Below are 26,210 nucleotides of genomic sequence, written 5' to 3' on the forward strand. Positions count from 1 at the left end.
CGTAAAAATAGACTCCGTGTCCTGTTTATCCGGCAAAGCGAGGCTAAACATACGCCAATAAAGCAGGTTCCCCAAGCCACCGGGTTGATTTTCAGAATCCGTTAATTTTACGTCCGGGAGAACCGGTATGGGCCACATCCGGGGCGGGAAGATTATCGGGTGCGGCGTACTGATGAGTATCAGCCTCAGGATATGCCCCCGCCCGGCAAGCACAGCGCCACCGGGCGGGGGGAAGGAAGGGATTACGGCGTGATCTGCTCCATCGCCTGCAGGACGCGTTTGTCCGAGATAGGATACGGGGTGCCCAATTGCTGGGCGAAGAAGCTCACCCGCAGTTCCTCGATCATCCAGCGGATCTCCCGGACATCGTCGTCCTCACGGCGGTTCGGCGGCAGCTTATTCAGCCACTGCTGCCACGCCTGCTGCACGCTCTCAATTTTCAGCATCTGCGCGCGATCGCGGTGCGGATCGATAGCCATCTTCTCGAGACGCTTTTCAATCGCCTGCAGATAACGCAGCGTATCGCCAAGACGGCGGAAACCGTTGCCGGTGACAAAACCGCGATACACCAGACCCGCCATCTGCGCTTTGATATCCGACAGCCCCAGCGCCATGGTCATATCCACGCGGCCTTTCAGCCGTTTGTTGATATTGAACACCGCGGTGAGGATCTGCTCGACCTGTTTAGCGATCTCCACCACCGTGTCGTTGAGCTCGGCTCGCACTTTATCGTGCAATTGACTGAAGCCCTCTTCCGTCCACACCGGACCACCCGCCTCGTCGATAAGCTTATCAACGCCGCAGGAGATGCAATCGTCAATCAGATCCAGCACTTTACCGTACGGGTTAAAATAGAGCCCAAGCTTGGCTTTGTTCGGCAGTTTTTCGTGCAGATACTTAATTGGCGACGGGATGTTGAGCAGCAGCAGGCGGCGCAGACCACGCCACATGGCCTGCTGCTGTTCCTGTGGATTATCAAACAGCTTGATAGCCACGCTGTCGCGCTCGTCCACCAGCGCCGGCCAGGCTTTCACCTTATAGTTGCCGCGTTTCTGTTCGTAACTTTCCGCCAGCGTACCAAAGCTCCAGATATGCAGCCCGCTCTGCTCGATGCCGTCATCGGCCACCGCCGACAGCGTCTCCTGAACTTTGCCCTTCAGCGCGTCTTTCAACGCCTGCAGCGAGCGCCCTTCCTGAAGCTTCTTGTTTTTGTCATCCACCACCCGGAAGGTGATTTTCAGGTGATCGGGCACCTGATCCCACTGCCAGGCCTCGCGGTCGATGGTCACGCCGGTCATCTTACGCAGCTCACGCTCCAGCGAATCAAGCAGCGGCAGCTCAAGCGGCGTCGCCCGGTCGAGAAACGCTTCCGCATAGTTAGGGGCCGGGACGAAATTGCGCCGCACCGGCTTCGGCAGCGATTTTATCAGCGCGATAATCAGCTCGCGACGCAGGCCGGGGATCTGCCACTCAAATCCGGCCTCCTCCACCTGGTTCAGCAGCGGCAGCGGAATATGCACCGTCACGCCATCGGCATCGGCGCCCGGTTCAAACTGGTAGCTAAGCCGCAGCTTGAGGTTGCCCTGATGCCAGAAGTTCGGGTAGTCCAGCTTGCTGACCTGCTCCGCCCCTTCTTTAATCAGCATGCTCTTTTCAAAATTGAGCAAGTCTGGCGTTTCGCGGCTGGCCTGCTTCCACCAGGCATCAAAATGACGGGCGGAGATGACGTCGTGGCTAATGCGCTGGTCGTAGAACTCGAACAGGGTTTCGTCATCCACCAGGATGTCGCGACGGCGCGATTTATGCTCCAGCTCTTCGATTTCCGCCCGCAGCTTCAGGTTTTCCCGGAAGAAGGCATGCCGCGTCTGCCAGTCGCCCTCCACCAGCGCGTGGCGGATAAACAGTTCGCGGCACAGCGCCGGGTCGATCTGGCTGTAGTTGACCTTGCGTGCGCCAACGATCGGCAGGCCGTAGACGGTGACCTTCTCCGTCGCCATCACCGCGCCCTGCGCCCGCTCCCAGTGCGGTTCGCTGTATGAGCGCTTGATCAGGTGCTGCGCGACCGGCTCAACCCACTCCGGCTCAATGCGGGCGGCGATGCGCCCCCACAGCCGGCTGGTTTCCACCAGCTCCGCCACCATCGTCCACTTCGGCGGCTTTTTAAACAAACCGGAACCCGGGAAGATGGAGAAGCGGGCGTTGCGCGCGCCGGTAAACTCCTGCTTATCGGCATCCTTCATGCCGATGTGCGACAGCAGACCGGTCAGCAGCGCAGTATGGATCTCGCGATATTCCGCCGGCTCGCTGTTGATCGGCAGGCCGAGCTCTTTCACCACCTGGCGCAACTGGGTGTAGATGTCCTGCCACTCGCGCACGCGCAGATAGTTAAGAAAATCGACCCGGCACTGGCGGCGGAACTGATTCGACGACAGCGCCTTCTGCTGCTCGCCAAGGTAGTTCCACAGATTGACGAAGGCGAGGAAATCGGACTCTTTATCGTGGAAGCGGCGGTGCTTCTCATCGGAGGCCTGCTGTTTGTCCATCGGCCGCTCGCGCGGGTCCTGAATCGACAGCGCGGAGGTGATGATCATCGCTTCCCGCACGCAGCCGTGCTTCTGCGCCTCCAGCACCATGCGCGCCAGACGGGGATCCACCGGCAGTTGGCTGAGCTGGCGGCCCATCGGCGTCAGCTTATAGGCGGTGGCCTGCTCATCGGTGGTGATGGCGCCCAGCTCTTCCAGCAGGCGCACGCCGTCCTGGATATTGCGCTTATCCGGCGCTTCGACAAACGGGAAGGCGGCGATATCGCCTAAGCCCAGGGCGGTCATCTGCAGGATGACCGACGCCAGGTTGGTACGCAGAATTTCCGGGTCAGTAAACTCCGGGCGCGACAGGAAATCGTCTTCCGAATAAAGACGAATACAGATCCCTTCCGAAACGCGGCCGCAGCGGCCCTTACGCTGGTTGGCGGACGCCTGGGAAACCGGCTCGATCGGCAGGCGCTGCACCTTGGTGCGGTAGCTGTAACGGCTGATACGCGCAGTACCGGGATCGATAACGTATTTAATGCCCGGCACGGTCAGCGAAGTTTCCGCCACGTTGGTCGCCAGCACGATGCGTCGTCCGCTGTGCGGCTGGAAGACGCGGTTCTGCTCGCTGTTGGACAGGCGGGCATACAGCGGCAGCACTTCAGTATGGCGCAGATCCAGCTTATTCAGCGCATCAGCGGTATCGCGAATTTCCCGCTCACCGCTCATAAAGATCAGAATATCGCCGGGCCCTTCGCGCCCCAGTTCGTCAACCGCATCAAAAATCGCCTGTAATTGATCGCGCTCGGTGTCGTCCGCCTCTTCCACTATCGGCCGGTAGCGGACTTCCACCGGGTAAGTCCGCCCGGAGACTTCGATAATGGGCGCATGATTGAAATGCTTTGAGAAACGTTCCGGGTCGATGGTCGCCGAGGTAATGATGATTTTCAGGTCCGGGCGGCGCGGCAGGAGCTCTTTCAGATAGCCGAGCAGAAAATCAATGTTCAGACTGCGCTCGTGCGCTTCATCGATAATGATGGTGTCGTACTGCATCAGCAGGCGATCCTGCTGGATCTCCGCCAGCAGAATACCGTCGGTCATCAGCTTGACCATGGTGTTGTCGCTGACGTGATCGCTAAAGCGGACTTTATAGCCGATGCAACCGCCCGGCTCCGTTTGCAGCTCCTCGGCGATACGGTTGGCGACGGTTCGCGCGGCCAGACGACGCGGCTGGGTATGGCCGATCAGCCCTTTCAGCCCGCGGCCCAGCTCCATGCAGATTTTTGGCAGCTGGGTGGTTTTACCCGAACCGGTCTCCCCGGCGACGATCACCACCTGGTGGTCGCGCACCGCCTCGAGAATCTCTTGTTTTTTCTGGCTAACCGGCAGGTTTTCAGGATAGGTGATGGCCGGACGCGCCGCTTCGCGCAGCAGGACTTTACCGGCTGCCTGGCTTATCTCCTGCGCCATCTCCTGGAGGATGGCCTGTTGCGATTCAGGATTTTTAACCTTCTTCACACCGTGCAGACGGCGGGCGAAGCGCGTTTTATCGCGCAGCATCAGGCCGTCGAGCTGTTGATAAAGCTGGGGGAAGGTGATTTTTTGTTGTTCTGTCATAGCGTTATCGGGCAGAGCTCTGCCGGGAAAATCTCTTTTGAAGTATTGCCTTAGAGTACCACATCTGTGTCATCCGTGCCTTGTTCAAAAAATCTGAACATAGGATTCGATATATTGCGCTATCTCTGTGGCGCGATTGTGAATACAGTGTCAACAAGCACCAGGGCATTGACCCGTCAATCACATTAAAAAAGGAAACACCCATGAGCAAAGTATTAGTTCTGAAATCCAGTATTCTGGCAGGGTACTCACAATCTGGTCAGCTTTCCGACTATTTTGTTGAACAATGGCAGGAAAAACACCCGGGCGACGAGATCACCGTGCGTGACCTGGCCGCTAATCCGATCCCGGTTCTGGATGGTGAACTGGTTGGTGCCCTGCGTCCGAGCGACGCGCCGCTGACTCCGCGTCAGCAGGAAGCGCTGGCCCTTTCCGACGAGCTGATCGCCGAACTGAAAGGCAATGATGTGATTGTTATCGCTGCGCCGATGTACAACTTCAACATCCCGACGCAGCTGAAAAACTATTTTGACCTGGTGGCTCGCGCCGGCGTCACCTTCCGCTACACCGAGAAAGGGCCGGAAGGTCTGGTGACCGGTAAACGTGCGGTCGTCGTGACCAGCCGCGGCGGTATCCATAAAGATACCCCGACCGACCTGGTCACCCCGTACCTGTCCACCTTCCTCGGCTTCATCGGCATCACCGACGTGAACTTCGTGTTCGCCGAAGGTATCGCTTACGGCCCGGAAGTGGCGGCCAAAGCGCAGTCCGATGCCAAAGCGGCCATCGACAGCGTGGTTGCAGCCTAAGATTTCCACTCCCGCCGCCCGGCGGGAGTGTTTTTTCCCCTCGCCCATCCCCCTTTTACGAGCCGCCTCGTAAATTCACACATCATTCCAACGCCTTAAGCCACCAGCCTGTACCATGGCTGTCGCCGCGCGAATCTGGCTCACTCCCGGTCGCTGACGGCAACCGTTGTCATGGTCAAAAACAGGAGTGCGTACTATGTACACTCGATGGTGTACATGGTACCTTAGCAAGGAGCGTTTTCGTGTGTCATGCCATTGAATTTATCGAAACGTCGCTATTTACCCGCCAGATAAAACAGCTGGCCAGCGATGAAGATCTGAGGGCACTGCAGAGGCAACTCATAGGCAATCCGGATTTCGGCGATCTTATCCAGGATACCGGCGGGTTACGGAAAATAAGAATGGCGACAGGCTCACAGGGAAAAAGCGGCGGCGTGCGGGTGATTTATTTTCTGGCAACCCGCGAGATTATCTATCTCGTCTTAGCCTACCCGAAGCACACCAAAGCGAGCCTGAGCGCAGCGGAAAAAAACGAACTTAGGAAACTGACCCGGCGACTAAAAAATGAGGTTTGAAATGGATTACTTCGACGAGCTTAAAGCGTCCCTGGAAGAGGCTGTTGAGATCAAAGACGGCAACAAGGCCCCAGCCCGAGCGACGCGCTATGAAGTTGCTGATGTGAAAGCCATCCGCACGCAGCTTAATGTTTCGCAGGCGGAGATGGCAAAAGCGCTGGGTACCAGCGTGGATACTATCAAAAGCTGGGAGTCCAGGCGGCGCAACCCGACAGGCCTGGCAGCAAAAGTACTGGCGGTTATCCAGGCCAACCCGGCGTTCTTTCGTGAACTGGCTGAGCACTAATCCACTGAGCCCCTCCGGGTTGCCCTGGAAAGTTAGCGCTGCGTTTTTGGCCGCAGGTTTTCATCAAACTCCAGTCGCTTACGCCCTGCTTCCACTTCCCGTAATGGCTCCACCTGATGCAGCGTCTGCTTACAGCGCTCCACCAGCACCTGGTATTCACGGGTACCCTGTTTTTTCCACGCCAGCTCCTGTTCGCTCAGGGTGCGAATCGCTTTTGCCGGGCTGCCGATAATCAGATGGTTGGCGGGCATCTCGGCGTTGGCTTTGACAAAGGCCGAAGCGCCGACAATGCTGTTTTCGCCAATGACCGCCCCGTCGATAATCACCGCGCTCATGCCCACCAGCGCGTTGCGGCCAATCACGCAGCCGTGCAGAATAGCGCCGTGACCGATGTGGCCATCCTCTTCCACCACCGTATCCTGGCCGGGGAATCCATGCATGACGCAGTTGTCCTGAATATTGGCGCCGTCTTTGACCACGATGCGGCCAAAATCGCCGCGCAGACTGGCGTTGGGCCCAACATAGACCCCTTTGCCGAGGATCACGTCGCCAATCAGCACGGCGGTTGGGTGGACGTAGCTCTCCTCCGGCACCACTGGCGTCAGTCCATCAATCTGATAAATCGGCATGCAACCTCCTTATGCGCCCGGCAAACCGCCAAAGCGCTGATAATAGAGCGGGCCCGGCGCCGGAAGCTCGCCCACCGAGCTTTCCCCTTTCTCGCTGACGAACGCCAGCGCGCCGGGATTCACGCGTTGATAAATATTGATACACAGCTGGCGGGCGGTTTGCCCCGCCCAGTGCGCCGGCAGCAGCTCCTCCGGCAGCAGCGGATCTTTGAGCACCACCCGGCGATAAAAATGGATCAGCAGCAGCTGGATCTGGAAACAGCGCTCAGGCGTCAGCTCGGCCGGGTCGCAGTCGCGCAGCAGCGGCAGTAACGGTCGGAATAGCGAGATGAAAGATTCATACATCTCGTTTTGTTCAGTGAGATGCCAGCACTCCTCCACGCGGCTGCGCAGCGCCGCACGGGAGAGCGCCAGCGGCGAATGGGCTTCAAAACAGATGACGTTTTCGGCGACGCCCGCTTCGTGGAGCAGCGACTGGACATCGGCCAGTTTTTGCGACGGCGAGGCCAGCAGGCTGGGCGCCAGCGCGCCAAAGCCCTGCCACAGCAGCTGCTTTTTGACGTCGGCGAGCACATTTTTCTCCAGGCCTTCCGAAAGCAGCAGCAGCCAGGTACCGTCCCATTCCGGGGCACTGGCGCGATAAATTTTATGTTCCGCGCGCCGGGTCAGGCGCAGCCCTTTATCGCTCAGGCGATAGAAGCTGCGCCGGCCGATACGGACGACATCGAGCCACTCTTCTTTATTGAGACGAAATAGCGCGGTGCGGACAAAGCGCTCGCCGAAGCCTAATCCTTCCAGCAGCGCCGCAACGCTGCCCAGCCACACTTCCCCACCGCGCTGCAATAAAGCGTCGCCATACAGCGAGGCAATCAATGACGTACCGCTGATCGGCATCGCCGTCACCGCTTGTTGAATAAAGGCGTCGAGTTTACTCATCTGATTCATTCTGTTGTTATATTTTTCCTTTATGAATCATAGCACAGGAAATTCCCGGCTTACGGCGTAAAGGCCTCAGCCGGGTTACCGGGGAGAGAATTAACCGCTGACCACCGCTTTACGCAGGTCGAATACCCGACAGGCTTTCCCTTCCGAGCGAGGAATGCTGCCGCAGTTGACGATAGTAATATCGGTAGAGATCCCGACCATCGACTTAATGCGGTGACGCAACTGATGGCAAATCTGGCAGCGTTGTTCATGACTTAACGCCAGCCCGCTCTCTTTCAGTTCAACGCGCACAGCCAGCGAATCAAGATGACCGCGGCGATTGACCTCTAACTGATAGTGCGGCGCCAGGTGTTCAAACTTGAGGATCTCCTCTTCCAGCTGCGAGGGGAAGACGTTAACCCCGCGGATAATCAGCATATCGTCGCTGCGCCCGCTGATGCGAACCATGCGGCGCATGGTCCGCGCGGTGCCCGGCAGCAGGCGAGTCAGATCGCGGGTACGATAGCGGATCACCGGCAGCGCTTCTTTGGTCAATGTGGTAAACAGCAGTTCGCCATGCTCGCCATCTTCCAGCGGCGTACCGTCGTCCGGGTTGACGATTTCCGGGAAGAAGTGGTCTTCCCAGATGGTCGGGCCGTCAACGGTCTCCAGACATTCCATCGCTACGCCCGGCCCCATGACTTCCGACAAACCGTAAATATCCAGGGCGGTGATCCCCAGGCGGCGCTCGATCTCCGCGCGCATCGCCAGCGTCCACGGCTCGGCGCCAAACACGCCGACGCGTAACGAGCAGCCGCGGGCGTCACCGCCCATCTGGCGCTCCAGCTCTTCAATCAGATTCAGACAGTAAGACGGCGTCACCATGATCATATCCGGCTGAAAATCGCGGATCAGCTGCGCCTGTTTTTCGGTCTGTCCGCCGGACATCGGGATCACCGTCGCCCCTAAACGCTCCGCGCCGTAGTGCGCGCCAAGGCCGCCGGTAAACAGGCCGTAGCCGTAGGCGACGTGAATTTTATCTTTCGCCGTGCCGCCGGCGGCGCGCAGCGAACGGGCGACAATATTGGCCCAGTTATCAATATCGTTTTGCGTATATCCCACCACCGTCGGTTTGCCGGTGGTGCCGGAAGAGGCGTGAATGCGCACCACCTGCTCCATCGGCACCGCGAAGGTATCGAAGGGATAGTTGTCGCGCAGATCTTGTTTGGTGGTACAGGGGAATTTTTGCAGATCGTTTAATTCCCGAAAGTCGTCAGGGTGCACGCCGGCGGCGTCGAATTTGCGGCGATACATCGGCACATTGTCATACGCATGCTTCAGCGTCCATTTCAGGCGCTGGGTTTGCAGGGCCTGCAGTTCGTCACGCGATGCGGTTTCAATCGGATCTAATTTTGTAGTAGTTATCATTGTAGGGTACTCGCAGGTAAATTAGCTCACACTCGCTCGAGGATCATGGCAATGCCCTGACCCACGCCAATACACATCGTACACAGCGCATAGCGCCCGCCCCGGCGTTGCAGCTCAAGGCTGGCGCTCAGCGCTAACCGCGCGCCGCTCATGCCCAGCGGATGGCCTAACGCGATGGCGCCGCCGTTGGGATTCACATGCGCCGCATCATCCGGCACGCCGAGCTGTCTGAGCACCCCCAGCGCCTGCGCGGCGAAGGCCTCATTCAGCTCAATCAGATCCATATCGTTAATATTGAGTCCGGCCCGCTCCAGCACTTTACGCACCGCCGGTACCGGCCCCAGCCCCATCAGGCGCGGTTCAACACCCGCCGTCGCCATCGCCACGATACGCGCCCGCGGCGTGAGCCCCTGGATAGCGGCCTGCTGTTCGCTGGCGATGATCAGCGCCGCGGCGCCATCGTTGACGCCGGAAGCATTGCCCGCGGTAATGACGCCGCCCTGGCGGAACGGCGCTTTCAGTTTCGCCAGCTGCTCAAGCGTGGTTTCCGGGCGGGGATGCTCATCATCGCGTACCGCGCTGACCGCCCCTTTCTTGCCGATGATCTGCACCGGCACGATCTCCTGCGCCAGAATGCCGTCGCGCTGGGCCTGCGCCGTACGCTGCTGGCTGCGCCAGGCGAAAGCGTCCTGATCGATCCGGCTGATATTTAACAATTCAGCTACATTCTCGGCCGTTTCCGGCATGCTGTCAGTTCCGAAGTGTTGCGCCATGAGCGGGTTCACAAAACGCCAGCCAATCGTGGTATCGAAGAGTTCCGCCTGACGCTGATAAGGCGCGCTGGCTTTTCCCATCACGAACGGCGCGCGAGACATCGATTCCACGCCGCCGGCAATCAACAGATCGGCCTCGCCGGCTTTGATCGCCCTGGCGGCAAAGCCGATCGCATCCAGCCCCGATCCGCACAGGCGGTTAATCGTGGTGCCCGGCACGCTATGCGGGTAACCGGCCAACAGCGTCGCCATGTGCGCCACGTTGCGGTTATCTTCACCGGCCTGATTCGCACAGCCGAAAATCACATCATCAATTGCTGCCGGGTCGAGCCCGGGGTTACGGCTCAGCAACTCACGTAGCGGGAGCGCCGCCAGGTCGTCGGCGCGGACGCCGGCCAGCGCGCCGCCGTAGCGGCCAATCGGCGTGCGGATCCCGTCACAAATAAAGGCGTCGCGCATTACACTTCTCCCGTGATTGTGCCGCCGATACGGTGCGATTTGCCGCGGAACAGGGCCACAATCTTTTGCTGTTGATTAACAATTTCGATGTCGTAGACGCCGGTCAGCTTGCCCTGCTGTTTGACTCTTGCGGTGGCGACCAGCCTGTCGCCGGCAAACGCCGGACGAAGAAAATCAATATTTGCCGCCGAAGCCACCGCCGCCAGCCCCTGGCTGTTACAGGCGTAAGCGAAAGCGGTATCGGCGAGCGTAAATAGCTGACCGCCGTGACAGGTTTGATGGCCGTTAAGCATGTCCGCCGAGACGGTCATGCTCATCTGCGCAAAACCATCGTCCATTTCGATAAGTTCGATCCCCATCTTTCTGGCGCAGGTATCTTTTTCGTACATCACGCGCGCGTTGCGCCACGCATCATTGCTCATGGTGCTTCTCCATCAGCGCCTTCTGGCGCAACAGGGAACAGGGACGATAGCGCTCCTCGCCATAATGGTGTTGCAGGTTCTCCAGCAGTTGCAGCACCCGTCGCCAGCCAAGGCGTTCTCCCCATGCCAGCGGGCCGTGCGGATAATTGACGCCAAGGCGCATCGCGGTATCGATATCCTGCGGGCTGGCGATCCCTTTTTGCAGCGCATCCAGCGCTTCGTTAATCAGCATCGCCACCGTGCGCCACACCAGCAGGCCGGGATAATCGGCAATACGCAGCACTTTCTTGCCCTGCTGCTGGAAGTAGTGCACCGCTTTGTCCGTCACCGCCGGCGCGTTGGTCGCCGCTGCGGCCAGCACCACCGTATCGCTGGCGCACAGGTCATACACCACCACCGGGCGGTGATGCTTAACGCTTAGCGCCAGCGCGGTCTCACCTTCGGTCTCCAGCAACAGCAGTTCGTCCAGCTCAGTGACACTGTCACTTATCGTCATCACGGATTGAGCGCCATTGGCAACCGGCGGCAACGCCGCGTCCGGCAGTGTCTCAGCGGGCCAGCGATAGACGCCGTAACCGCTCTTTTTACCCAGCCGCCCGGCCAGCGCCAGCTCTTGCTGGAGGAGCGATGGCAGGTAGCGGCGGTCCTGCCAGAAGGCGTTAAACACCGAACAGGTCACGGCGAAATTGACGTCCTGGCCAATCAGATCAGTCAGCGCCAGGGGGCCCATCGGAAAACCGCCGCCGTCACGCAAAGCGGCATCGATAACCTCCGGGGCGGCAACCTGCTCTTCCAGCGCGCGCCAGGCCTCAGCGTAGAATGGACGCGCTACGCGGTTAACAATAAAACCGGGCGTTGAGCGGCAGCGTACCGGCTGTTTCCCCCAGCCGCTTACGCACTGGCACAGCTGCTCTACCACCTCAGCAGACGTCTCCAGGCCGCTGACCACCTCGACCAGCTTCATCACCGGCGCCGGATTAAAAAAGTGCAGCCCGGCCACCCGCTCCGGGTTTTTGACCCCGGCGGCGATGGCGGTAATCGAAATAGACGAAGTGTTACTGGTCAACAACGTTGACGGCGCGCAGATCTCCGCCAGCTGCGCGAACAGCGCCGTTTTAACTTCCAACCGTTCAGAGGCCGCTTCGATCACTAAATCTGCATCGGCAAGTGCGGCTAAATCGTGAGCCGGATGCAGGCGCGCCAGCAGCGCATCAGCCTGCTCTGACGCCAGTTTGCCGCGCTCAACCCGTGACGCCAGACGCATAGCAATGCCGTCGATCGCCTGGGCAATCGCGGTTTGATTAATATCGAAAATACGCACCGGATGTCCGGCGGCAGCGGCTACTTCAGCAATACCGGCTCCCATGGTGCCGCTGCCGATCACCGCCACGGTGGCTAAGGATGTTGTCATGGCCTATTTCCCGCTGAACTGTGGTGGCCGTTTGGCCAGAAACGCGCTGACCCCTTCGCGGTAATCATCGCTGCGCCCGGCCAGACGCTGATAATCGCGCTCCAGGTCCAGCTGCGCGTCGAGACTGTTGGTTTCAGAGGCCAGCAGCGCCTTTTTAATCAGCCCAAGACCAAACGTCGGTTGCGCCGCCAGATGGCGCGCCAGTTGCAGACTGGTATCCGCCAGTTCTGAATCGTCCACCAGTTGCCAGATAATCCCCCACTGCGCGGCCTGTTCCGCGCTGAGGCTGTCGCCCAGCAGCGCCAGCCCCATCGCGCGCGCGCGGCCGGCCACCCGCGGCAGGAACCAGCTACCGCCGCAGTCCGGCACCAGGCCGAGCTTGCTGAACGCCATCACAAATTTGGCCGAACGCGCGGCCAGCACGATATCGCAGCCCAGCGCCAGGGTAGCGCCCGCTCCGGCGGCAACGCCGTTGACCGCGCAGATAACCGGCTTCGGCAGCGCCGCCAGACGGCGCACTAACGGGTTGTAAAAGCGTTCTACCGACATGCCGAGATCCGGCGGTGGGCCGCTGGGGTCGACATTGCGATCGTTCAAATCCTGGCCGGCGCAAAAGCCGCGGCCGGCGCCGGTGATCAGCAGGCAGCGCACGCCATCATCGCGCTCGGCCTGCTTCAGACATTCCGCCAGCTGGTGATGCATCAGATCGTTAAAACTGTTGAGGCGGTCCGGGCGATTGAGGGTAATGGTCATGACGCCCTGTTCCACTGCGCTGAGAATGAAAGCTTCCACGATTAGCGTCCTTTAAAGTCCGGTGTACGTTTTTGTAAGAAGGCGTCGATGCCTTCGCGGCGGTCCTCGGTGGCGCTCAGCAGGCTAAACAGCTGACGCTCCTGTTGCAGACCAGCCTGCAGGCTGACTTCCTGCGACAGGCGCAGCGACTGTTTTGCCGCCCGTAGCGCCAGCGGCGAATGGCGGGCGATGGTGGCGGCCAGCTTCAGGGCATACTCATCGGTTAACGCCGCCGGATGGATATCGCTGACCAGCCCGGCCTGCTGCGCCTGGTGGGCGTCAATACTCTCGCCGCTCAGCACCATCCGGCTGGCCAGCGCCTTGCCAACGCTGCGGATCAGCCGCTGGGTGCCGCCCGCGCCCGGCATAATGCCGAGGGTAATTTCCGGCAGGCCAAAACGGGCGTTGTCGCCGGCGACAATCAGGTCACACAGCAGGGCCAGCTCGCAGCCGGCGCCAAGCGCGTAGCCGTTGACCGAAGCGATGAGCGGTTTAGTGAAAGCATCAATTCGTGTCCACAACCGTGGGCGAATATCATCCAGGGTGGCAGGCAGATCTTTTTCCGCCATTTCATTGAGGTCAGCCCCGGCGGCGAAAAAACGCGGGTTGCCGCTGATAACGCAGACGCCGACGCTGTCATCAGTGGCCGCAACCTCCAGCGCCTCGGCAATCTGGGTTAATAAGGCATTGTTCAGCGCGTTGCGGGCCTGCGGGCGGTTCAGCGTCAGCTGAAGCACCCGGCCATGACGGTGGATCAGCAGGTCACTCATGCCATCCCCCGCGCGTCAAAGTCGACCACCACATCGCCGCTGGTCGGCAACGACTGGCAGCTCAGGACATATCCCGCCGCCAGCTCATCTGCTTCCAGGCTGTAATTGGCGGCCATCGCCACTTCACCGCGTAGCACTTTGCATTTACAGGTGGCGCATACCCCGCCCTTACAGGCGAACGGCAGATCGGCGCCCTGACGCAATGCGGCATCCAGGATGCTGTCGTCTTCGGCGCTGAGGGCAATAAGCCGATCGCGCCCGTCCTGGCGGATGGTCACCGTGCGCCCTTCCGCCTGCACGCCGGCGGCGCGCTTCACATTGCCGCCTGGTGTATTAAAGCGTTCGAGATGAATCGATTTCTCCGCTACGCCAAGTTCACGTAACGCCGCTTCCGCCTCATCCATCATCGCCGCCGGACCGCAGATAAAAGCCTCGTCGAAACGGCTAAAATCCAGCAGATGGTCAGCGAGCTGGCGCAGTTTGTCGCCGTCAATGCGCCCCTGTAGCAGATCGCTGTCCATCGACTCCTGGCTAAACAGGTGTATCACCTGCAGGCGCTGCGGATAGCGGTCTTTTAAATCGGCCAGCGCCTGGCGGAACATCATGCTATGGCTGCTGCGGTTGCCGTAGATCAGCGTGAAGCGGCTTTGCGGCTCGGTCGCCAGCGTCGCGCTCATGATCGCCATCATCGGCGTGATCCCGGAACCGGCGGCAATCGCCAGATATTCACCCTGCCGTTCAGCCTGCGGTTGATAACCGAAATGCCCCTGCGGCACCATCACCTCCAGCTCCATACCCTGCTGGATATCGTGCTGGGCGTAGCGCGAGAAGCGCCCGCCGTCGATAGCTTTGACCGCGACGCTAATTTCGCCGGGCGTGCGGCTGCGACAAATGGAGTAACAGCGGCGCAGTTCTTCACCGCCCAGACGGGCTTTTAGCGTCAGATGCTGGCCCGGGCGAAAGCAGTACTCCGCCTGCAGGGCTTGCGGGATCGCAAAAGTGATGGTCACCGCATCGCGGGTTTCCGGCTCGACTCTCGCCACCTTAAGCGAATGGAACGTCGTCATGGCAACCTCAAATACATTTAAAGTAATCAAAAGGTTCCCGGCAGCTGTCGCAGCGATAGAGCGCTTTGCAGGCCGTGGAACCGAATTCGCTAATCAGCGAGGTATGGGTGCTGCCGCAGCGCGGACAGCTCACCTCAGCGGGCATGTCCGCATGGCAGGCGTGCCCCTGGGGCGGGCTGATGCCGTACTGGCGCAGGCGCTCGCGGGCCTCCAGACTCATCCAGTCGGTGGTCCACGGCGGATCCAGCTGCAGGACGATATGTACCGGCTGAAAGCCATGCTCGCTCATGACCGCGCGGATCTCCCCCAGCAGATGCTCCGTCGCCGGACAGCCCGAATAGGTCGGGGTAAAGCCAATCACCCACCCGTCGCCGTGGCGCGCGACGCTGCGCACCATACCGAGGTCGGTGATGGTGAGTACCGGCACTTCCGGATCCGGGATCGCGCTTAATAGTCCCCAGATGGTGCGAACTTCAGCGGGAGCGATATCGGCAAGACGTTGCATAGTCACCTCACTTACCACTGCTGGCCGGGATGCGAACGCTGCAGATATTGCATCTCCGCCAGCAGCGGGCCGAGATGTTCACTGTGCAGCCCCTGTTTGCCGCCGCTGCGGAAGGCCGCTTCCTGCGGGATTTGTAAGCCGGAGTCGAGCAGCGCCGTGTGTACCGCGCTTTGCCATTCGGCCTGAAGCTCGCGCGGATCAACCGCAATGCCCTGCTCAACCAGGCTGAGATCCACTTCATCGGCAAGGAACAGTTCGCCGGTGAAGCGCCACAGATTGTCGACCGCCTGCTGCATTTTGCGATTTGATAACTCGGTGCCGTTACCCAGACGCTCCAGCCAGCCGCGGCTAAAGCGCTGGTGGTAACGCACCTCTTTCAGCCCTTTGGCGGCAATGGCCGCCAGCTGCGTGTCGCGGCTGTTCACCAGGCGGCTGAACAGAGCGACGTGCCAGACATCGATAAAGAACTGGCGGGCGATGGTGTCGGCAAAATTGCCGTTTGGCTGCTCCACCAGCAGCAGGTTGCTGTACTGGCGCTCATCGCGACCAAAAGCCAGCGTATCTTCGTCGCCGCAGCCGTTAAGCTCGGCGGCATAGCTTAAAAAATTGCGCGCCTGGCCGAGCAGGTCGAGGCCGATGTTGGCCAGCGCAAGATCGATCTCGAGCTCGGGAGCATGGCCGCACCAGGCGCCTAAACGCTGGGCCAGAACCAGACCATTGTCGCCAAGCCGCAGGGCGTAGGTGGCTACGGGGTTAGGGGTATTCATCGCCGCCTCACATGTGTTCCATGCCATCCGGCACGGTATAGAAAGTCGGATGACGGTAGACTTTGCTTTCCGCCGGGTCGAAGAATTCGCCGCGCTCTTCCGGCTGCGAAGCAACGATTTCGCTGGCCTTCACCACCCAAATTGAGCAGCCTTCGCTGCGGCGGGTATAAGCATCGCGGGCATTCTCCAGCGCCATTTGATCATCAGCGGCGTGCAGACTGCCGACGTGACGATGGGATAACCCCTGTTTGCTGCGAACGAACACTTCATATAACGGCCAGTAAACTTTGCTCATGTTGTCTCTCCTCATGCCGCGCTGCGGGCCTGCTGTTTTTGCGCATGGGCCAGCGCGGCCTCGCGCACCCACTCGCCCTCTTCCCAGGCCTTACGCTTGGCGGCCAGCCGCTCGTGATTGCAAATCCCACGGCCGCTAATCACCTCGTTAAATTCCTGCCAGTCGATTTCGCCGAAGCGGTAGTGGCCGCTGGCTTCGTCAAAGCGCAAATCCGGGTCCGGGACGGTCATACCGAGGATCTCTACCTGCGGCACGGTGTTATCGACGAAGCGCTGACGTAGCTCGTCGTTGGAGTGCAGTTTGATTTTCCACGCCATGCTGCGGGCGCTGTTCGGCGAGTTGTCGTCGTTGGGGCCAAACATCATCAGCGCCGGCCACCAGAAGCGGTTAATGGCGTCCTGCAGCATCTGCCGCTGCGCGTCATTGCCCTGCGCCAGCGCCATGCAGGCTTCAAAACCCTGACGCTGGTGAAAGCTCTCTTCTTTGCAGATTTTGACCATCGCCCGGGCATAGGGGCCATAGGAGGTCCGGCACAGCGCCACCTGGTTGACGATGGCCGCGCCATCGACCAGCCAGCCGATCACGCCGATATCCGCCCAGCTCAGGGTCGGGTAGTTAAAAATGGAGGAATATTTCATCTGCCCGTCGAGCATTTTCTGATACAGGTCTTCCCGCGCGCAGCCCAGCGTTTCCGCGGCGCTATAGAGATAAAGCCCATGCCCGGCCTCATCCTGTACCTTAGCCAGCAGGATCGCTTTGCGGCGCAGCGTCGGCGCGCGGGTGATCCAGTTGCCTTCCGGCAGCATGCCGACGATTTCCGAGTGCGCGTGCTGGCCTATCTGCCGAATCAAGGTCTTACGGTAGGCATCCGGCATCCAGTCCTGCGGTTCGATGGCCGTTTCCTGCGCGATGCGCTGGTCAAAGCGTTGTTCTTCTGTCACGTCATCACCTTTATGATTCCGATATTCACAACAAAAACATTTTTGTGAATCACTTTGTTTATTGAAGGTTACATATTGGTTAAATAAAACCACAAATTTTGTTTGCTCCTTTTGTGATGCTAACCGCAAAACCTTTTGTAAACAGCTGATAAATCAGTATCATAAACGCAACGCCCCGCCAGCCGCCGATCACAATGTTAATAAATTATTAAATACAGACTTGATTTTTATGATTCATAAAAGAACTATTTATAGATATCACACGTAACATATTTGGAGATTTGCGATGCAGCAGTTAGCCAGCTACTTATCCGGCGCCTGGCAGACCGGCCGGGGCCGCGCCCGTACTATCCATCACGCCATCACCGGCGCGGCGCTGTGGGAGGTGACCAGTGAAGGCCTGGATATGGCGCAGGCGCGCCGCTTCGCGATTGAGCGCGGCGGTAAAGCTCTGCAAGCCATGACCTTTATTGAACGCAGCGCGATGTTAAAAGCGGTAGCAAAACGGCTGCTGGAGCAGAAAGACGAGTTCTACGCCATCTCCGCGCAAACCGGCGCCACTCGCGCCGACAGCTGGGTGGATATTGAAGGCGGCATCGGGACCCTTTTCACCTATGCCGGGCTCGGTAGTCGCGAATTGCCGGACGATCTCCTGTGGCCGGAGGACGAGCTGATCCCGCTCTCCAAACAAGGGGGTTTTGCCGCGCGTCACGTGCTGACCTCGAAATCAGGCGTCGCCGTCCATATCAACGCCTTCAACTTCCCCTGCTGGGGAATGCTGGAAAAACTGGCGCCGACCTGGCTTGCCGGCATGCCGGCGATCATTAAACCGGCCACCGCTACCGCCCAGCTTACCCAGGCGATGGTGAAAGCGATTGTCGACAGCGGCCTGGTGCCGGAAGGCGCCATCAGCCTGATTTGCGGCGGCGCGGGCGATCTTCTCGACCATCTCGATAGCCAGGACGTGGTGACCTTTACCGGCTCTGCCGCCACCGGCCAGCAGCTACGGTCGCATCCTAACCTGGTGGCCAAATCGATTCCCTTTACCATGGAAGCAGATTCGCTCAACTGCTGCGTTTTAGGCGAAGATGTCACCCCGGAGCAACCGGAATTCGCGCTGTTTATTCGGGAAGTGGTCCGCGAGATGACGGCGAAAGCCGGGCAAAAATGTACCGCTATCCGTCGCATCATCGTGCCGCACGCACAAATCGATGCGGTACGTGAAGCGCTGATCGCCCGGTTGCAAAAAATCACCGTCGGCGACCCGGCGCAGGAAGGCATAAAGATGGGGGCGCTGGTCAACACCGAGCAGCGTCAGGACGTGCAGGATAACGTCAATAAACTGATCGCCGCCGGCTGTGAAGCGCTGCTCGGCGGACAGGCAGATCTTAATGCTGATGGCGCGTTCTTCCCGCCGACCCTGCTGTACTGCCCGCAGCCGGATGAAACGCCAGAGGTTCACGCCATTGAAGCCTTTGGCCCGGTAGCGACGCTGATGCCGTATCGCGACCGCCAGCATGCGCTGACGCTGGCACGCGCCGGCGGTGGCAGTCTGGCTGGTACGCTGGTCACCGCCAGCGGCGAGCTGGCGCGCGAGTTTATCCTTGGCGCCGCGCGCGCCCATGGTCGTATTCAGATCCTTAACGAGGAGTCCTCGGCAGAGTCGACCGGCCACGGCTCGCCGCTGCCGCAGCTGGTACACGGCGGCCCTGGCCGCGCGGGCGGCGGAGAAGAGCTTGGCGGGCTGCGCTCGGTGAAACACTATATGCAGCGTACCGCGGTCCAGGGCAGCCCAACGATGCTGGCGACCATCGGCCAGCAGTGGGTGCGTGGCGCGCAGGTTAGCGAAGACCGCATTCACCCGTTCCGTAAATACTTCGAAGAGATCCAGCCTGGCGATAGCTTATTAACCCCGCGGAGAACCCTCACCGAAGCGGATATCGTTAACTTCGCCTGCCTGAGCGGCGACCATTTCTATGCGCACATGGACAAAATCGCCGCCGCCGAGTCGATTTTCGGCGAGCGGGTGGTCCACGGTTATTTCCTGATCTCCGCTGCGGCCGGACTGTTCGTCGATGCCGGCGTCGGGCCGGTTATCGCCAACTACGGGATGGAAAACCTGCGCTTTATTGAGCCGGTCAAACCGGGAGACACCATTCAGGTTCGCCTGACCTGTAAGCGTAAAACCGTTAAGCGTCAGCGTAGCGCCGATGAGAAAGCCACCGGCGTGGTGGAATGGGCGGTGGAGATTTTCAACCAGCACCAGCAGGCGGTGGCGCTGTATTCCATTCTGACCCTGGTGGCGCGCCAGCAAGGGGATTTTCCGGCGTAATAGCGGAAAATAGACCGCTGGCGCTCTGTTGGCCGATCCTTGAGCCATTGATCCTGCAATCGGTTTGCAACGGTTTCGCCCCGGGAAGTCCTTTATGTTATCTGTGGCTTCAGCGCACATTGCGCTCCCGATTAATCGTCTGCGTTATGTCACTCATGGCGCAGGGAGCGCACAGGGGGCGGCCAGTCGCCGCCGCCCCCTGTACCCCCGGGCTCCGGCCAGCACCGGCAGTTTCAGCGGCCCCAGCGCCAGCGATGATTTGGATCTGTAGGGGCTGTAGGCCCGGTAAGGCGTCAGCCGCCACCCGGCAAAAAAATCGGCGCACGTTCTCAATGCCTCTGCGGAGGCATTTTTTACGTCCGTCTGGCAAAACTGACAAACAAGCTGGCAAAAGCAAACAAACGCCCCGGCGCCGCTGGCTGGTAGCTTAAGGGTGACAAAGCCGACATTCGCAGCGGCAAGAGACAACACAACAATAAGATGAGGTCACTATGGCAAACGGCTTGAAATTTTCTCCTCGTAAAACCGCGCTGGCGCTGGCTGTCGCGGTGGTTTGCGCCTGGCAATCACCGGTCTTCGCTCACGGTAGCGAAGCGCACATGGTGCCGTTGGATAAAACGCTGCAGGCGTTCGGCGCCGATGTGCAGTGGGATGACTACGCGCAAATGTTCACCCTGATAAAAGACGGCGCTTACGTCAAAGTAAAACCCGGCGCCAAAACGGTGATCGTCAACGGTAAACCCCTTGATCTACAGGTGCCGGTAGTAATGAAGGAAGGTAAAGCCTGGGTCTCCGATACCTTTATCAACGATGTATTCCAGTCCGGTCTCGATCAGACCTTCCAGGTGGAAAAGCGCCCTCACCCGTTAAACTCGCTCTCGGCGGCGGAAATCAGTGAAGCGGTGACCATTGTTAAAGCCGCGCCGGAATTCCAGCCCAATACCCGCTTTACCGAAATTTCCCTGCACGAGCCGGATAAAGCGGCGGTGTGGGCCTTTGCCCTGCAGGGTACGCCGGTCGATTCACCGCGCACCGCCGATGTGGTGATGCTGGATGGCAAACACGTGATTGAAGCCGTCGTCGATCTGCAAAACAAAAAAATCCTCTCCTGGACGCCAGTTAAAGGCGCCCACGGGATGGTACTGCTCGATGATTTTGTCAGCGTGCAGAACATCATCAATGCCAGCAGCGAGTTCGCTGAGGTGCTGAAAAAGCACGGTATTACCGATCCCAGTAAAGTGGTCACCACCCCGCTCACCGTCGGCTATTTTGATGGCAAAGATGGCCTGCAGCAGGATGCGCGTCTGCTGAAGGTGGTCAGTTATCTCGATACCGGCGACGGCAACTACTGGGCGCACCCGATTGAAAACCTGGTGGCGGTGGTCGACCTTGAAGCGAAGAAAATTATCAAAATTGAGGAAGGCCCGGTTATCCCGGTACCGATGGAGCCCCGTCCGTATGATGGCCGCGACCGCAACGCCCCGGCGGTGAAACCGCTGGAGATAACCGAACCGGAAGGCAAAAACTACACAATCACCGGGGATACCATTCACTGGCAGAACTGGGATTTCCACCTGCGCCTGAACTCACGCGTCGGGCCAATTCTCTCGACGGTGACCTACAACGATAACGGCAAAAAACGCCAGGTGATGTATGAAGGTTCCCTGGGCGGGATGATCGTCCCCTACGGCGACCCGGACGTCGGCTGGTATTTCAAAGCCTATCTGGACTCCGGCGATTACGGCATGGGCACCCTGACCTCGCCGATTGTCCGCGGCAAGGACGCGCCATCGAATGCGGTACTGCTGGATGAAACCATCGCTGATTACACCGGCAAACCGACCACTATTCCAGGCGCGGTCGCCATATTCGAACGCTATGCCGGGCCAGAATATAAGCACCTGGAGATGGGCAAGCCCAACGTCAGTACCGAGCGCCGGGAGCTGGTGGTGCGCTGGATCAGTACCGTCGGCAACTACGACTATATCTTTGACTGGGTGTTCCACGACAACGGCACCATCGGTATCGACGCCGGCGCCACCGGCATTGAAGCCGTTAAAGGCGTGATGGCGAAGACCATGCATGACCCCAGCGCCAAAGAGGATACCCGCTACGGGACGCTGATCGACCATAATATTGTCGGCACTACCCATCAGCACATCTATAACTTCCGCCTCGACCTCGACGTGGACGGCGAAAACAACACCCTGGTGGCGATGGATCCTGAAGTGAAGCCCAACACCGCCGGTGGCCCGCGCACCAGTACCATGCAGGTGAATCAGTACACCATTGACAGCGAGCAGAAAGCGGCGCAGAAATTCGACCCGGGAACCATTCGCCTGCTGAGCAACACCAGCAAAGAGAACCGCATGGGTAACCCGGTCTCTTATCAGATCATCCCGTATGCCGGCGGTACGCACCCGGCGGCGACCGGCGCGAAGTTCGCCCCGGACGAGTGGATCTACCATCGCCTGAGCTTTATGGATAAACAGCTGTGGGTGACGCGCTACCACCCGACAGAGCGTTATCCGGAAGGGAAATACCCGAACCGTTCCGCCCAGGATACCGGCTTAGGGCAGTACGCAAAGGATGATGAGCCGCTGACTAACCACGATGACGTCGTGTGGATCACCACCGGCACCACTCACGTGGCGCGCGCCGAAGAGTGGCCGATCATGCCGACCGAGTGGGCGCACGCCCTGCTGAAGCCGTGGAACTTCTTTGACGAAACCCCAACCCTTGGCGAGAAGAAAAAGTAATCTTAACCGGCGGTGAAATCGAGCAGGATTTTTCCGCCTCTTCCCGGCTGGTCGGCGGCGGTAATTGCCTCCCGCCAGTCGTTCAACGCTATGCGCTGGGCCGGCGGCTGGGTGGTCGTTGGCAAGCGCAGCCAAATCTCGTCAAACGCCGCCCGCCACGCCGCCACGCTGAGTGTCGGCAGCGCCTCCCGCAGATGAAACTTGCGCACCGTCGCGCTACCGCGCGTCTGGGTCAGCGGCTGCCCGGATAACAGCCCATAGGAGATCAGGATCGACGATGCGGGCAGCACCGACAGCAGCGTATTCGCCAGTTCGCCGCCCACCGCGTCAAACACCAGATCGCTGTGCTGGCTGACCTTCTCCATCAGCGCCCGGTCGGTATCGAGGATCGGATAGATCCCGGCCTGTTCCAGGCGCGCCCGGTGCTGCGGCGAGCGAATAATCCCGCTCACCGAGCGGGCGCCCATCGCCAGCGCCCACTGTCCCAGCAGACTGGCGCAGGAGGACGATGCCGCGGTCAGCACAAGGTGTTTTCCGGCAACCGGCCAGCGCTTGAGCATCAGCATAGCCGTCAGCGGATTGATATACCCGCGGGCGGCCAGCAGATCGTCAACCGCTGGCGGCACCGGCACCAGCCAGGTCTCATCCAGATCGATAAACCGCTGCCAGGTGCCGCCTCCGCGCAGAGGCAGTACCCGCTGTCCCGCGGACAGCCGGCTGCCGTATGGCGCGGCGACCACCTCGCCAAGGCCTTCATAGCCGGCGACGGCCGGCAGTCGGGTGCGGTGGCGATAGGCGCCGGTCACGGGGATCAAATCCGAGGGATTCACCGGGGCATAGCGCATCCTGACCCGCACCCGTCCGCCCGCCAGCGGCGCCAGCGGCAGGCGTTTCAGGGTCAGCACCGCGGCCGGCGGCCCGTAGCGATCATAAACAATGGCGTCGTTGAACATCGACAGGCTCCAGACAGCGAAAGGCGGGATCATAGCAGATCCCGCCGCCAGTGGCTCACGCCCGCGGCCAAACCTGGGGGAACAGCGGGGAATCCAGCGGGTCGCCGTCCCGCAGGGTCAGCTCGGGGAACGGTGGCGATGTCACGCCACCGCGATCGGCAAACGCGGCGTCATCCCCCACCCAGCGGGCGGAGAAGACCCGTCGCGCCCGCGCGCCGGGGTTGCCGCGGGCGCCATGGACGGTGCGGAAATGGAAGGCCACCGCATCCCCCGGCTCCAGCGCCCAGCTGACGATATCGTATTCGTCCTCATGGGCGTCGATATCCGGCAGGGTGCTGAACCGGGTGTGCTCGTAAAGCTTAGTGCCATTGAAACGGGTAGGACTGAACTCCTCCTCCCAGCGATGCGACCCGCGAATGCAGCGCAGCGAGGTGGCCTCCGCCACCGGGTCCAGCGGGATCCAGAAGCTGACGTTCTGTCTGCCGGAGACGCAATAGTAGGGCTGGTCATGATGCCAGGGAGTCACCGTGCTGCCTCCGGCCGGTTTGACCAGCGTATGTTCATGGAAAAATTTCGCCGTCTGCGACTGCATCAGCGCCGCCGCGATCTCGGCGGCCGCTGACTGAAAGACAAACTCGCTAAACGCCGGGATCCGCGACCAGTTGCAGTAGTCCTGAAAAAAAGGCGGCGAACCATCTTTGGGGATCACCGTGCGCGCATGACCATACTCGCTGGGGCTGGCCATCAGCGCCGTGACCCCCTCGGCGAGGCGATCGACCCAGGGGGTAAAGACGCCTTTTAATAACACCGCGCCATCCGCCTGCCAGCGGTCGATGGTCGCTTGATCGATGTGGGGAGAGTGTTGATTGTGCATCGCTTGGGTTCCTGTGTTGAGGGATCAGGTGAGCGGTTCCGCCGGTTCGGCACGCATCCACGCGCAAAGCTGTCTCAGCATCGTCATACAGCGCTCGGTCTGCGCGATGCTGATGTACTCATCGGCCTTATGGCCCTGGGCCATGCTGCCCGGTCCGCAGACCAGGGTCGCGACGCCCATCTCATCGAACAGCCCTCCTTCGGTGCCGAACGCCACGGTGGAGAAGCGATCGCTGCCGCACCACTGTGACAGCCAGCGGGCGAAGTCGGACTGCGGATCGCTGAGCAGCGGCGGATAGTGGCTTAACAGCTGGAACTGGATGTCGCTCCCGCTGCCTACCCGGCGCATCTCCGGCAGCAGCTGGCGGCGGGCGTAGGCCGCCAGCGCCTCGGTGACCGCTTCGGGACGCATCCCCGGCAGGTAGCGGATCTCAAAATCAAAGCGGCAGGACTGCGGAACAATATTCAGCGCGGCCCCACCCTGAATGGTGCCCACCTGCAGCGTGCTGAAGGGCGGCGAAAAGCGGCTGTCCTGCTGCCGGGCCAGACGCACGCCCAGCCGATCCAGGTGGTTGATCAGCCTGGCCGCGTAGCGGATGGCGTTCACCCCCTGCGGGGCATAGGCCGAATGGCAGGCCTGCCCCTCGATGCAGCAGCGCATGGCCAGTTTGCCTTTATGACCGAACACCGGCTGCATCTCCGTCGGCTCGCCGATGAGGCACAGCGCCGGTTTCTCCGGCGAGGCCTGCAGAAAATCCACCAGGCTGCGCACGCCGAGACAGCCGACCTCTTCGTCATAGGAGAAGGCCAGATGCAGTGGCATGCGCAGCGGCGCCGCCAGAAAGTCATCCACTGCCGCCAGCACGCAGGCGAGAAACCCCTTCATATCGGCGCTGCCGCGGCCATAGTAGCGGCCATCGCGCTCGGTGAGGCTGAAAGGCGGAACGCTCCAGGCCTGGCCGTCCACCGGGACCACGTCGGTGTGGCCCGAGAGCATCACCCCACCGCCGCCGGACGGCCCCAGCCGGGCGTAGAGATTGGCCTTACCGCCCGACGGGTCATAAAAGCGGCGGGACGCCACGCCGCGGGCAGCGAGAAAATCGGCGATCCAGTCGATCATCGCCAGGTTCGAATGGCGGCTGGTGGTGTCAAAAGCCAGCAGCGCGGCGAGGATGTTATTCATCGCCGGGGACGCCATAGGCGGGCGCATCGCGAGGGTCGAGCGCCCGGGTAATATAGGCGTCCATTTGCGGCTCCCAGGCCAGCCACAGTTGCTCAAGGGCCGCCAGCGGATCCGTCTCCGCCCAGTCAATACGCAGATCGACCACCGGCCACGGGTAATCGTCCACCACCTTCACCGCCGCCGAGTGGACCGGGCCGGCCTCGCCCCCGGCGGCAATCCCCGCGCGCAGCCCGGCCAGCAGCCGGCTGGCCAGTTCACCGCTCGCCGTCTCGAAGGCGGCCACCATCGCGGCGATCACCTCGTGACTGGCCAGCATGTTGCCCGCCGCCACGCAGTTATCTCCCGCCAGGGTGCCACCGATCCCGAGAGTATGTTCCCCGCTGAACGCCGCCACTTCACCGTTGGCATCAATCGCCGCGACCTGGCGATATTCGCGGAAGCGGTCCTCCGCCAGGGCCAGGTTCAGAGCCTGCTCAACGGAGGCCCCCGCCTCAAGCGCACCAAGAATATGCGGCCCCAGCGACGGTAAGGTTATGTTCTGACTGGCGACCGCGCCGACACCGGGCAATAGCCACGGACAGCGCGATCCCACGGCCATGCTCGACGAACTAATGGCAATGCCCAACTGACCTGATTCCGGGCAGCGGGCGCTAATAGAGAGAGTCATTCTGCTGCCTCCCCCTGCCAGTCGTCAGGGATCACCGCCGTAACGTCAATCTCCATCAGCCACTGCGGCTGCGCGAGGGCCGACACCACCACCCCGGTGGAGATGGGAAAGACGCCTTTTAACCATTTGCCCACCTCCTGATAGACCGGCTCGCGATAGCGGGGATCGATCAGATAAGTGGTGGTCTTGACGATATGCGAGAGGTCGCTTCCCGCCTCTTTCAGCAACTGTTCAACATTCTTCATTGCCTGCTCCGCCTGCGCCCGGGGGTCGCCGAGGCCAATCAGATTGCCGGCGAAATCGGTGCCAACCTGGCCGCGAACGTAGACGGTATTGCCGGCCCGCACCGCCTGGCACAGATCGTTGTTCAGCGCCTGGTTCGGGTAGGTCTCTTTGGTGTTAAACATGCGAATACGGGTATGAGTTGGCATCAAAGCACTCCTTA

General features: G+C 60.4%; 24 protein-coding genes. 5 read left to right on the top strand and 19 right to left on the bottom strand.

Translation table 11 applies throughout. From position 1 onward, the window contains the following. Positions 1-242: 242 nt before the first annotated feature. Positions 243-4,088, bottom strand: coding sequence for an ATP-dependent RNA helicase HrpA (gene hrpA, locus R0140_RS14940; protein WP_229532895.1), 3,846 nt, complete (start codon positions 4,086-4,088; stop codon positions 243-245). Between the two features lie 260 nt (positions 4,089-4,348). Between hrpA and azoR the strand changes: the two genes are divergently transcribed. The 3 genes from azoR (at position 4,349) to nadS (ending at position 5,815) form a co-directional block, all read left to right on the top strand. After that, positions 4,349-4,954: an FMN-dependent NADH-azoreductase gene (gene azoR, locus R0140_RS14945; protein WP_002902889.1), complete on the top strand. Its 606-nt coding sequence runs from the start codon at positions 4,349-4,351 to the stop codon at positions 4,952-4,954. Positions 4,955-5,196: 242 nt separating this feature from the next. Beyond that, positions 5,197-5,529, top strand: a complete 333-nt coding sequence (locus R0140_RS14950) for a type II toxin-antitoxin system RelE/ParE family toxin (RefSeq protein WP_032735448.1) — start codon at positions 5,197-5,199, stop codon at positions 5,527-5,529. Position 5,530: 1 nt separating this feature from the next. Beyond that, entirely contained in the window at positions 5,531-5,815 is a 285-nt protein-coding gene (gene nadS / locus R0140_RS14955) for a NadS family protein (protein ID WP_032735447.1), read from the top strand. Positions 5,816-5,847: 32 nt separating this feature from the next. Here nadS and paaY read toward each other — a convergent pair whose 3' ends face one another. The 13 genes from paaY to paaA form a co-directional block, all read right to left on the bottom strand. Beyond that, complete coding sequence (gene paaY / locus R0140_RS14960; protein ID WP_008805114.1) at positions 5,848-6,444, bottom strand: phenylacetic acid degradation protein PaaY; 597 nt, start codon at positions 6,442-6,444, stop codon at positions 5,848-5,850. Positions 6,445-6,453: 9 nt separating this feature from the next. Next, positions 6,454-7,380 (bottom strand): phenylacetic acid degradation operon negative regulatory protein PaaX, encoded by a 927-nt coding sequence (gene paaX / locus R0140_RS14965; RefSeq protein WP_162493262.1) that lies wholly within the window; start codon positions 7,378-7,380, stop codon positions 6,454-6,456. Between the two features lie 99 nt (positions 7,381-7,479). Then, positions 7,480-8,796 carry a phenylacetate--CoA ligase PaaK gene (gene paaK / locus R0140_RS14970; protein WP_317703828.1) on the bottom strand — a complete coding sequence of 439 codons (1,317 nt, stop codon included), beginning with the start codon at positions 8,794-8,796 and terminating at the stop codon, positions 7,480-7,482. A 26-nt stretch (positions 8,797-8,822) separates the two neighbouring features. Then, positions 8,823-10,028: a 3-oxoadipyl-CoA thiolase gene (gene pcaF, locus R0140_RS14975; protein ID WP_032739794.1), complete on the bottom strand. Its 1,206-nt coding sequence runs from the start codon at positions 10,026-10,028 to the stop codon at positions 8,823-8,825. Beyond that, positions 10,028-10,450: a hydroxyphenylacetyl-CoA thioesterase PaaI gene (paaI, locus tag R0140_RS14980; protein WP_016160912.1), complete on the bottom strand. Its 423-nt coding sequence runs from the start codon at positions 10,448-10,450 to the stop codon at positions 10,028-10,030. The genes pcaF and paaI overlap by 1 nt, the downstream gene beginning before the upstream one ends. Continuing rightward, on the bottom strand, positions 10,440-11,861 hold the full coding sequence (locus R0140_RS14985; protein ID WP_032739793.1) for a 3-hydroxyacyl-CoA dehydrogenase: 1,422 nt from the start codon (positions 11,859-11,861) through the stop codon (positions 10,440-10,442). The genes paaI and R0140_RS14985 overlap by 11 nt, the downstream gene beginning before the upstream one ends. A gap of 3 nt (positions 11,862-11,864) precedes the next feature. Further along, positions 11,865-12,653 (bottom strand): 2-(1,2-epoxy-1,2-dihydrophenyl)acetyl-CoA isomerase PaaG, encoded by a 789-nt coding sequence (gene paaG / locus R0140_RS14990; protein WP_004140117.1) that lies wholly within the window; start codon positions 12,651-12,653, stop codon positions 11,865-11,867. A 2-nt stretch (positions 12,654-12,655) separates the two neighbouring features. After that, positions 12,656-13,423 (bottom strand): 2,3-dehydroadipyl-CoA hydratase PaaF, encoded by a 768-nt coding sequence (paaF, locus tag R0140_RS14995; protein ID WP_032739792.1) that lies wholly within the window; start codon positions 13,421-13,423, stop codon positions 12,656-12,658. Further along, the gene (paaE, locus tag R0140_RS15000) at positions 13,420-14,490 is read right to left on the bottom strand and encodes a 1,2-phenylacetyl-CoA epoxidase subunit PaaE (RefSeq protein WP_008805122.1); all 1,071 of its coding nucleotides are present in this window, start codon (positions 14,488-14,490) and stop codon (positions 13,420-13,422) included. The genes paaF and paaE overlap by 4 nt, the downstream gene beginning before the upstream one ends. 7 nt (positions 14,491-14,497) lie before the next feature. Continuing rightward, positions 14,498-14,995 (bottom strand): 1,2-phenylacetyl-CoA epoxidase subunit PaaD, encoded by a 498-nt coding sequence (gene paaD, locus R0140_RS15005; RefSeq protein WP_012968365.1) that lies wholly within the window; start codon positions 14,993-14,995, stop codon positions 14,498-14,500. Positions 14,996-15,006: 11 nt separating this feature from the next. After that, a complete protein-coding gene (paaC, locus tag R0140_RS15010) occupies positions 15,007-15,762 on the bottom strand; it encodes a 1,2-phenylacetyl-CoA epoxidase subunit PaaC (protein WP_032754212.1) in 756 nt (251 codons plus the stop codon). A 7-nt stretch (positions 15,763-15,769) separates the two neighbouring features. Next, entirely contained in the window at positions 15,770-16,057 is a 288-nt protein-coding gene (paaB, locus tag R0140_RS15015) for a 1,2-phenylacetyl-CoA epoxidase subunit PaaB (protein WP_004224492.1), read from the bottom strand. Between the two features lie 11 nt (positions 16,058-16,068). Next, a complete protein-coding gene (gene paaA / locus R0140_RS15020) occupies positions 16,069-16,998 on the bottom strand; it encodes a 1,2-phenylacetyl-CoA epoxidase subunit PaaA (protein WP_025713674.1) in 930 nt (309 codons plus the stop codon). A 286-nt stretch (positions 16,999-17,284) separates the two neighbouring features. On the opposite strand from paaA, the gene paaZ reads away from it, so the two are divergent. After that, entirely contained in the window at positions 17,285-19,330 is a 2,046-nt protein-coding gene (gene paaZ, locus R0140_RS15025) for a phenylacetic acid degradation bifunctional protein PaaZ (RefSeq protein WP_032735437.1), read from the top strand. Between the two features lie 491 nt (positions 19,331-19,821). After that, positions 19,822-22,089: a primary-amine oxidase gene (gene tynA, locus R0140_RS15030; protein ID WP_032735436.1), complete on the top strand. Its 2,268-nt coding sequence runs from the start codon at positions 19,822-19,824 to the stop codon at positions 22,087-22,089. A 2-nt stretch (positions 22,090-22,091) separates the two neighbouring features. Here tynA and R0140_RS15035 read toward each other — a convergent pair whose 3' ends face one another. From R0140_RS15035 to R0140_RS15055, 5 genes are read right to left on the bottom strand one after another with little or no spacing between them, the layout of a single operon-like run. Then, a complete protein-coding gene (locus tag R0140_RS15035; protein ID WP_162494438.1) occupies positions 22,092-23,075 on the bottom strand; it encodes a zinc-dependent alcohol dehydrogenase family protein in 984 nt (327 codons plus the stop codon). 22 nt (positions 23,076-23,097) lie between these two features. Next, on the bottom strand, positions 23,098-23,916 hold the full coding sequence (locus R0140_RS15040; RefSeq protein WP_012541938.1) for a phytanoyl-CoA dioxygenase family protein: 819 nt from the start codon (positions 23,914-23,916) through the stop codon (positions 23,098-23,100). A 24-nt stretch (positions 23,917-23,940) separates the two neighbouring features. Next, entirely contained in the window at positions 23,941-25,113 is a 1,173-nt protein-coding gene (gene argE / locus R0140_RS15045; protein ID WP_124038086.1) for an acetylornithine deacetylase, read from the bottom strand. Beyond that, a complete protein-coding gene (locus tag R0140_RS15050; RefSeq protein WP_008805132.1) occupies positions 25,091-25,765 on the bottom strand; it encodes a DUF1028 domain-containing protein in 675 nt (224 codons plus the stop codon). Before R0140_RS15050 ends, argE begins: the two co-directional genes overlap by 23 nt. Then, on the bottom strand, positions 25,762-26,196 hold the full coding sequence (locus R0140_RS15055; protein ID WP_004190423.1) for a RidA family protein: 435 nt from the start codon (positions 26,194-26,196) through the stop codon (positions 25,762-25,764). The genes R0140_RS15050 and R0140_RS15055 overlap by 4 nt, the downstream gene beginning before the upstream one ends. Positions 26,197-26,210: the final 14 nt, after the last annotated feature.

It is taken from the genome of Klebsiella sp. w6, assembly GCF_033100215.1.
In the GTDB taxonomy this organism is placed as follows: domain Bacteria; phylum Pseudomonadota; class Gammaproteobacteria; order Enterobacterales; family Enterobacteriaceae; genus Klebsiella; species Klebsiella variicola.

Excerpts from the sequence above, each read along its gene's own strand:
- argE (WP_124038086.1), bottom strand. The coding sequence starts at position 25,113 with ATGGCGTCCCCGGCGATGAATAACATCCTCGCCGCGCTGCTGGCTTTT.
- paaB (WP_004224492.1), bottom strand. The coding sequence starts at position 16,057 with ATGAGCAAAGTTTACTGGCCGTTATATGAAGTGTTCGTTCGCAGCAAA.
- R0140_RS15050 (WP_008805132.1), bottom strand. The coding sequence starts at position 25,765 with ATGACTCTCTCTATTAGCGCCCGCTGCCCGGAATCAGGTCAGTTGGGC.
- R0140_RS15040 (WP_012541938.1), bottom strand. The coding sequence starts at position 23,916 with ATGCACAATCAACACTCTCCCCACATCGATCAAGCGACCATCGACCGC.
- R0140_RS14985 (WP_032739793.1), bottom strand. The coding sequence starts at position 11,861 with ATGACAACATCCTTAGCCACCGTGGCGGTGATCGGCAGCGGCACCATG.
- paaY (WP_008805114.1), bottom strand. The coding sequence starts at position 6,444 with ATGCCGATTTATCAGATTGATGGACTGACGCCAGTGGTGCCGGAGGAG.
- azoR (WP_002902889.1), top strand. The coding sequence starts at position 4,349 with ATGAGCAAAGTATTAGTTCTGAAATCCAGTATTCTGGCAGGGTACTCA.
- R0140_RS15035 (WP_162494438.1), bottom strand. The coding sequence starts at position 23,075 with ATGATCCCGCCTTTCGCTGTCTGGAGCCTGTCGATGTTCAACGACGCC.
- nadS (WP_032735447.1), top strand. The coding sequence starts at position 5,531 with ATGGATTACTTCGACGAGCTTAAAGCGTCCCTGGAAGAGGCTGTTGAG.
- tynA (WP_032735436.1), top strand. The coding sequence starts at position 19,822 with ATGGCAAACGGCTTGAAATTTTCTCCTCGTAAAACCGCGCTGGCGCTG.
- paaZ (WP_032735437.1), top strand. The coding sequence starts at position 17,285 with ATGCAGCAGTTAGCCAGCTACTTATCCGGCGCCTGGCAGACCGGCCGG.
- hrpA (WP_229532895.1), bottom strand. The coding sequence starts at position 4,088 with ATGCTGCGCGATAAAACGCGCTTCGCCCGCCGTCTGCACGGTGTGAAG.
- paaK (WP_317703828.1), bottom strand. The coding sequence starts at position 8,796 with ATGATAACTACTACAAAATTAGATCCGATTGAAACCGCATCGCGTGAC.
- paaC (WP_032754212.1), bottom strand. The coding sequence starts at position 15,762 with ATGAATACCCCTAACCCCGTAGCCACCTACGCCCTGCGGCTTGGCGAC.
- paaE (WP_008805122.1), bottom strand. The coding sequence starts at position 14,490 with ATGACGACGTTCCATTCGCTTAAGGTGGCGAGAGTCGAGCCGGAAACC.
- pcaF (WP_032739794.1), bottom strand. The coding sequence starts at position 10,028 with ATGCGCGACGCCTTTATTTGTGACGGGATCCGCACGCCGATTGGCCGC.
- paaX (WP_162493262.1), bottom strand. The coding sequence starts at position 7,380 with ATGAGTAAACTCGACGCCTTTATTCAACAAGCGGTGACGGCGATGCCG.
- paaF (WP_032739792.1), bottom strand. The coding sequence starts at position 13,423 with ATGAGTGACCTGCTGATCCACCGTCATGGCCGGGTGCTTCAGCTGACG.
- paaD (WP_012968365.1), bottom strand. The coding sequence starts at position 14,995 with ATGCAACGTCTTGCCGATATCGCTCCCGCTGAAGTTCGCACCATCTGG.
- R0140_RS15055 (WP_004190423.1), bottom strand. The coding sequence starts at position 26,196 with ATGCCAACTCATACCCGTATTCGCATGTTTAACACCAAAGAGACCTAC.
- paaI (WP_016160912.1), bottom strand. The coding sequence starts at position 10,450 with ATGAGCAATGATGCGTGGCGCAACGCGCGCGTGATGTACGAAAAAGAT.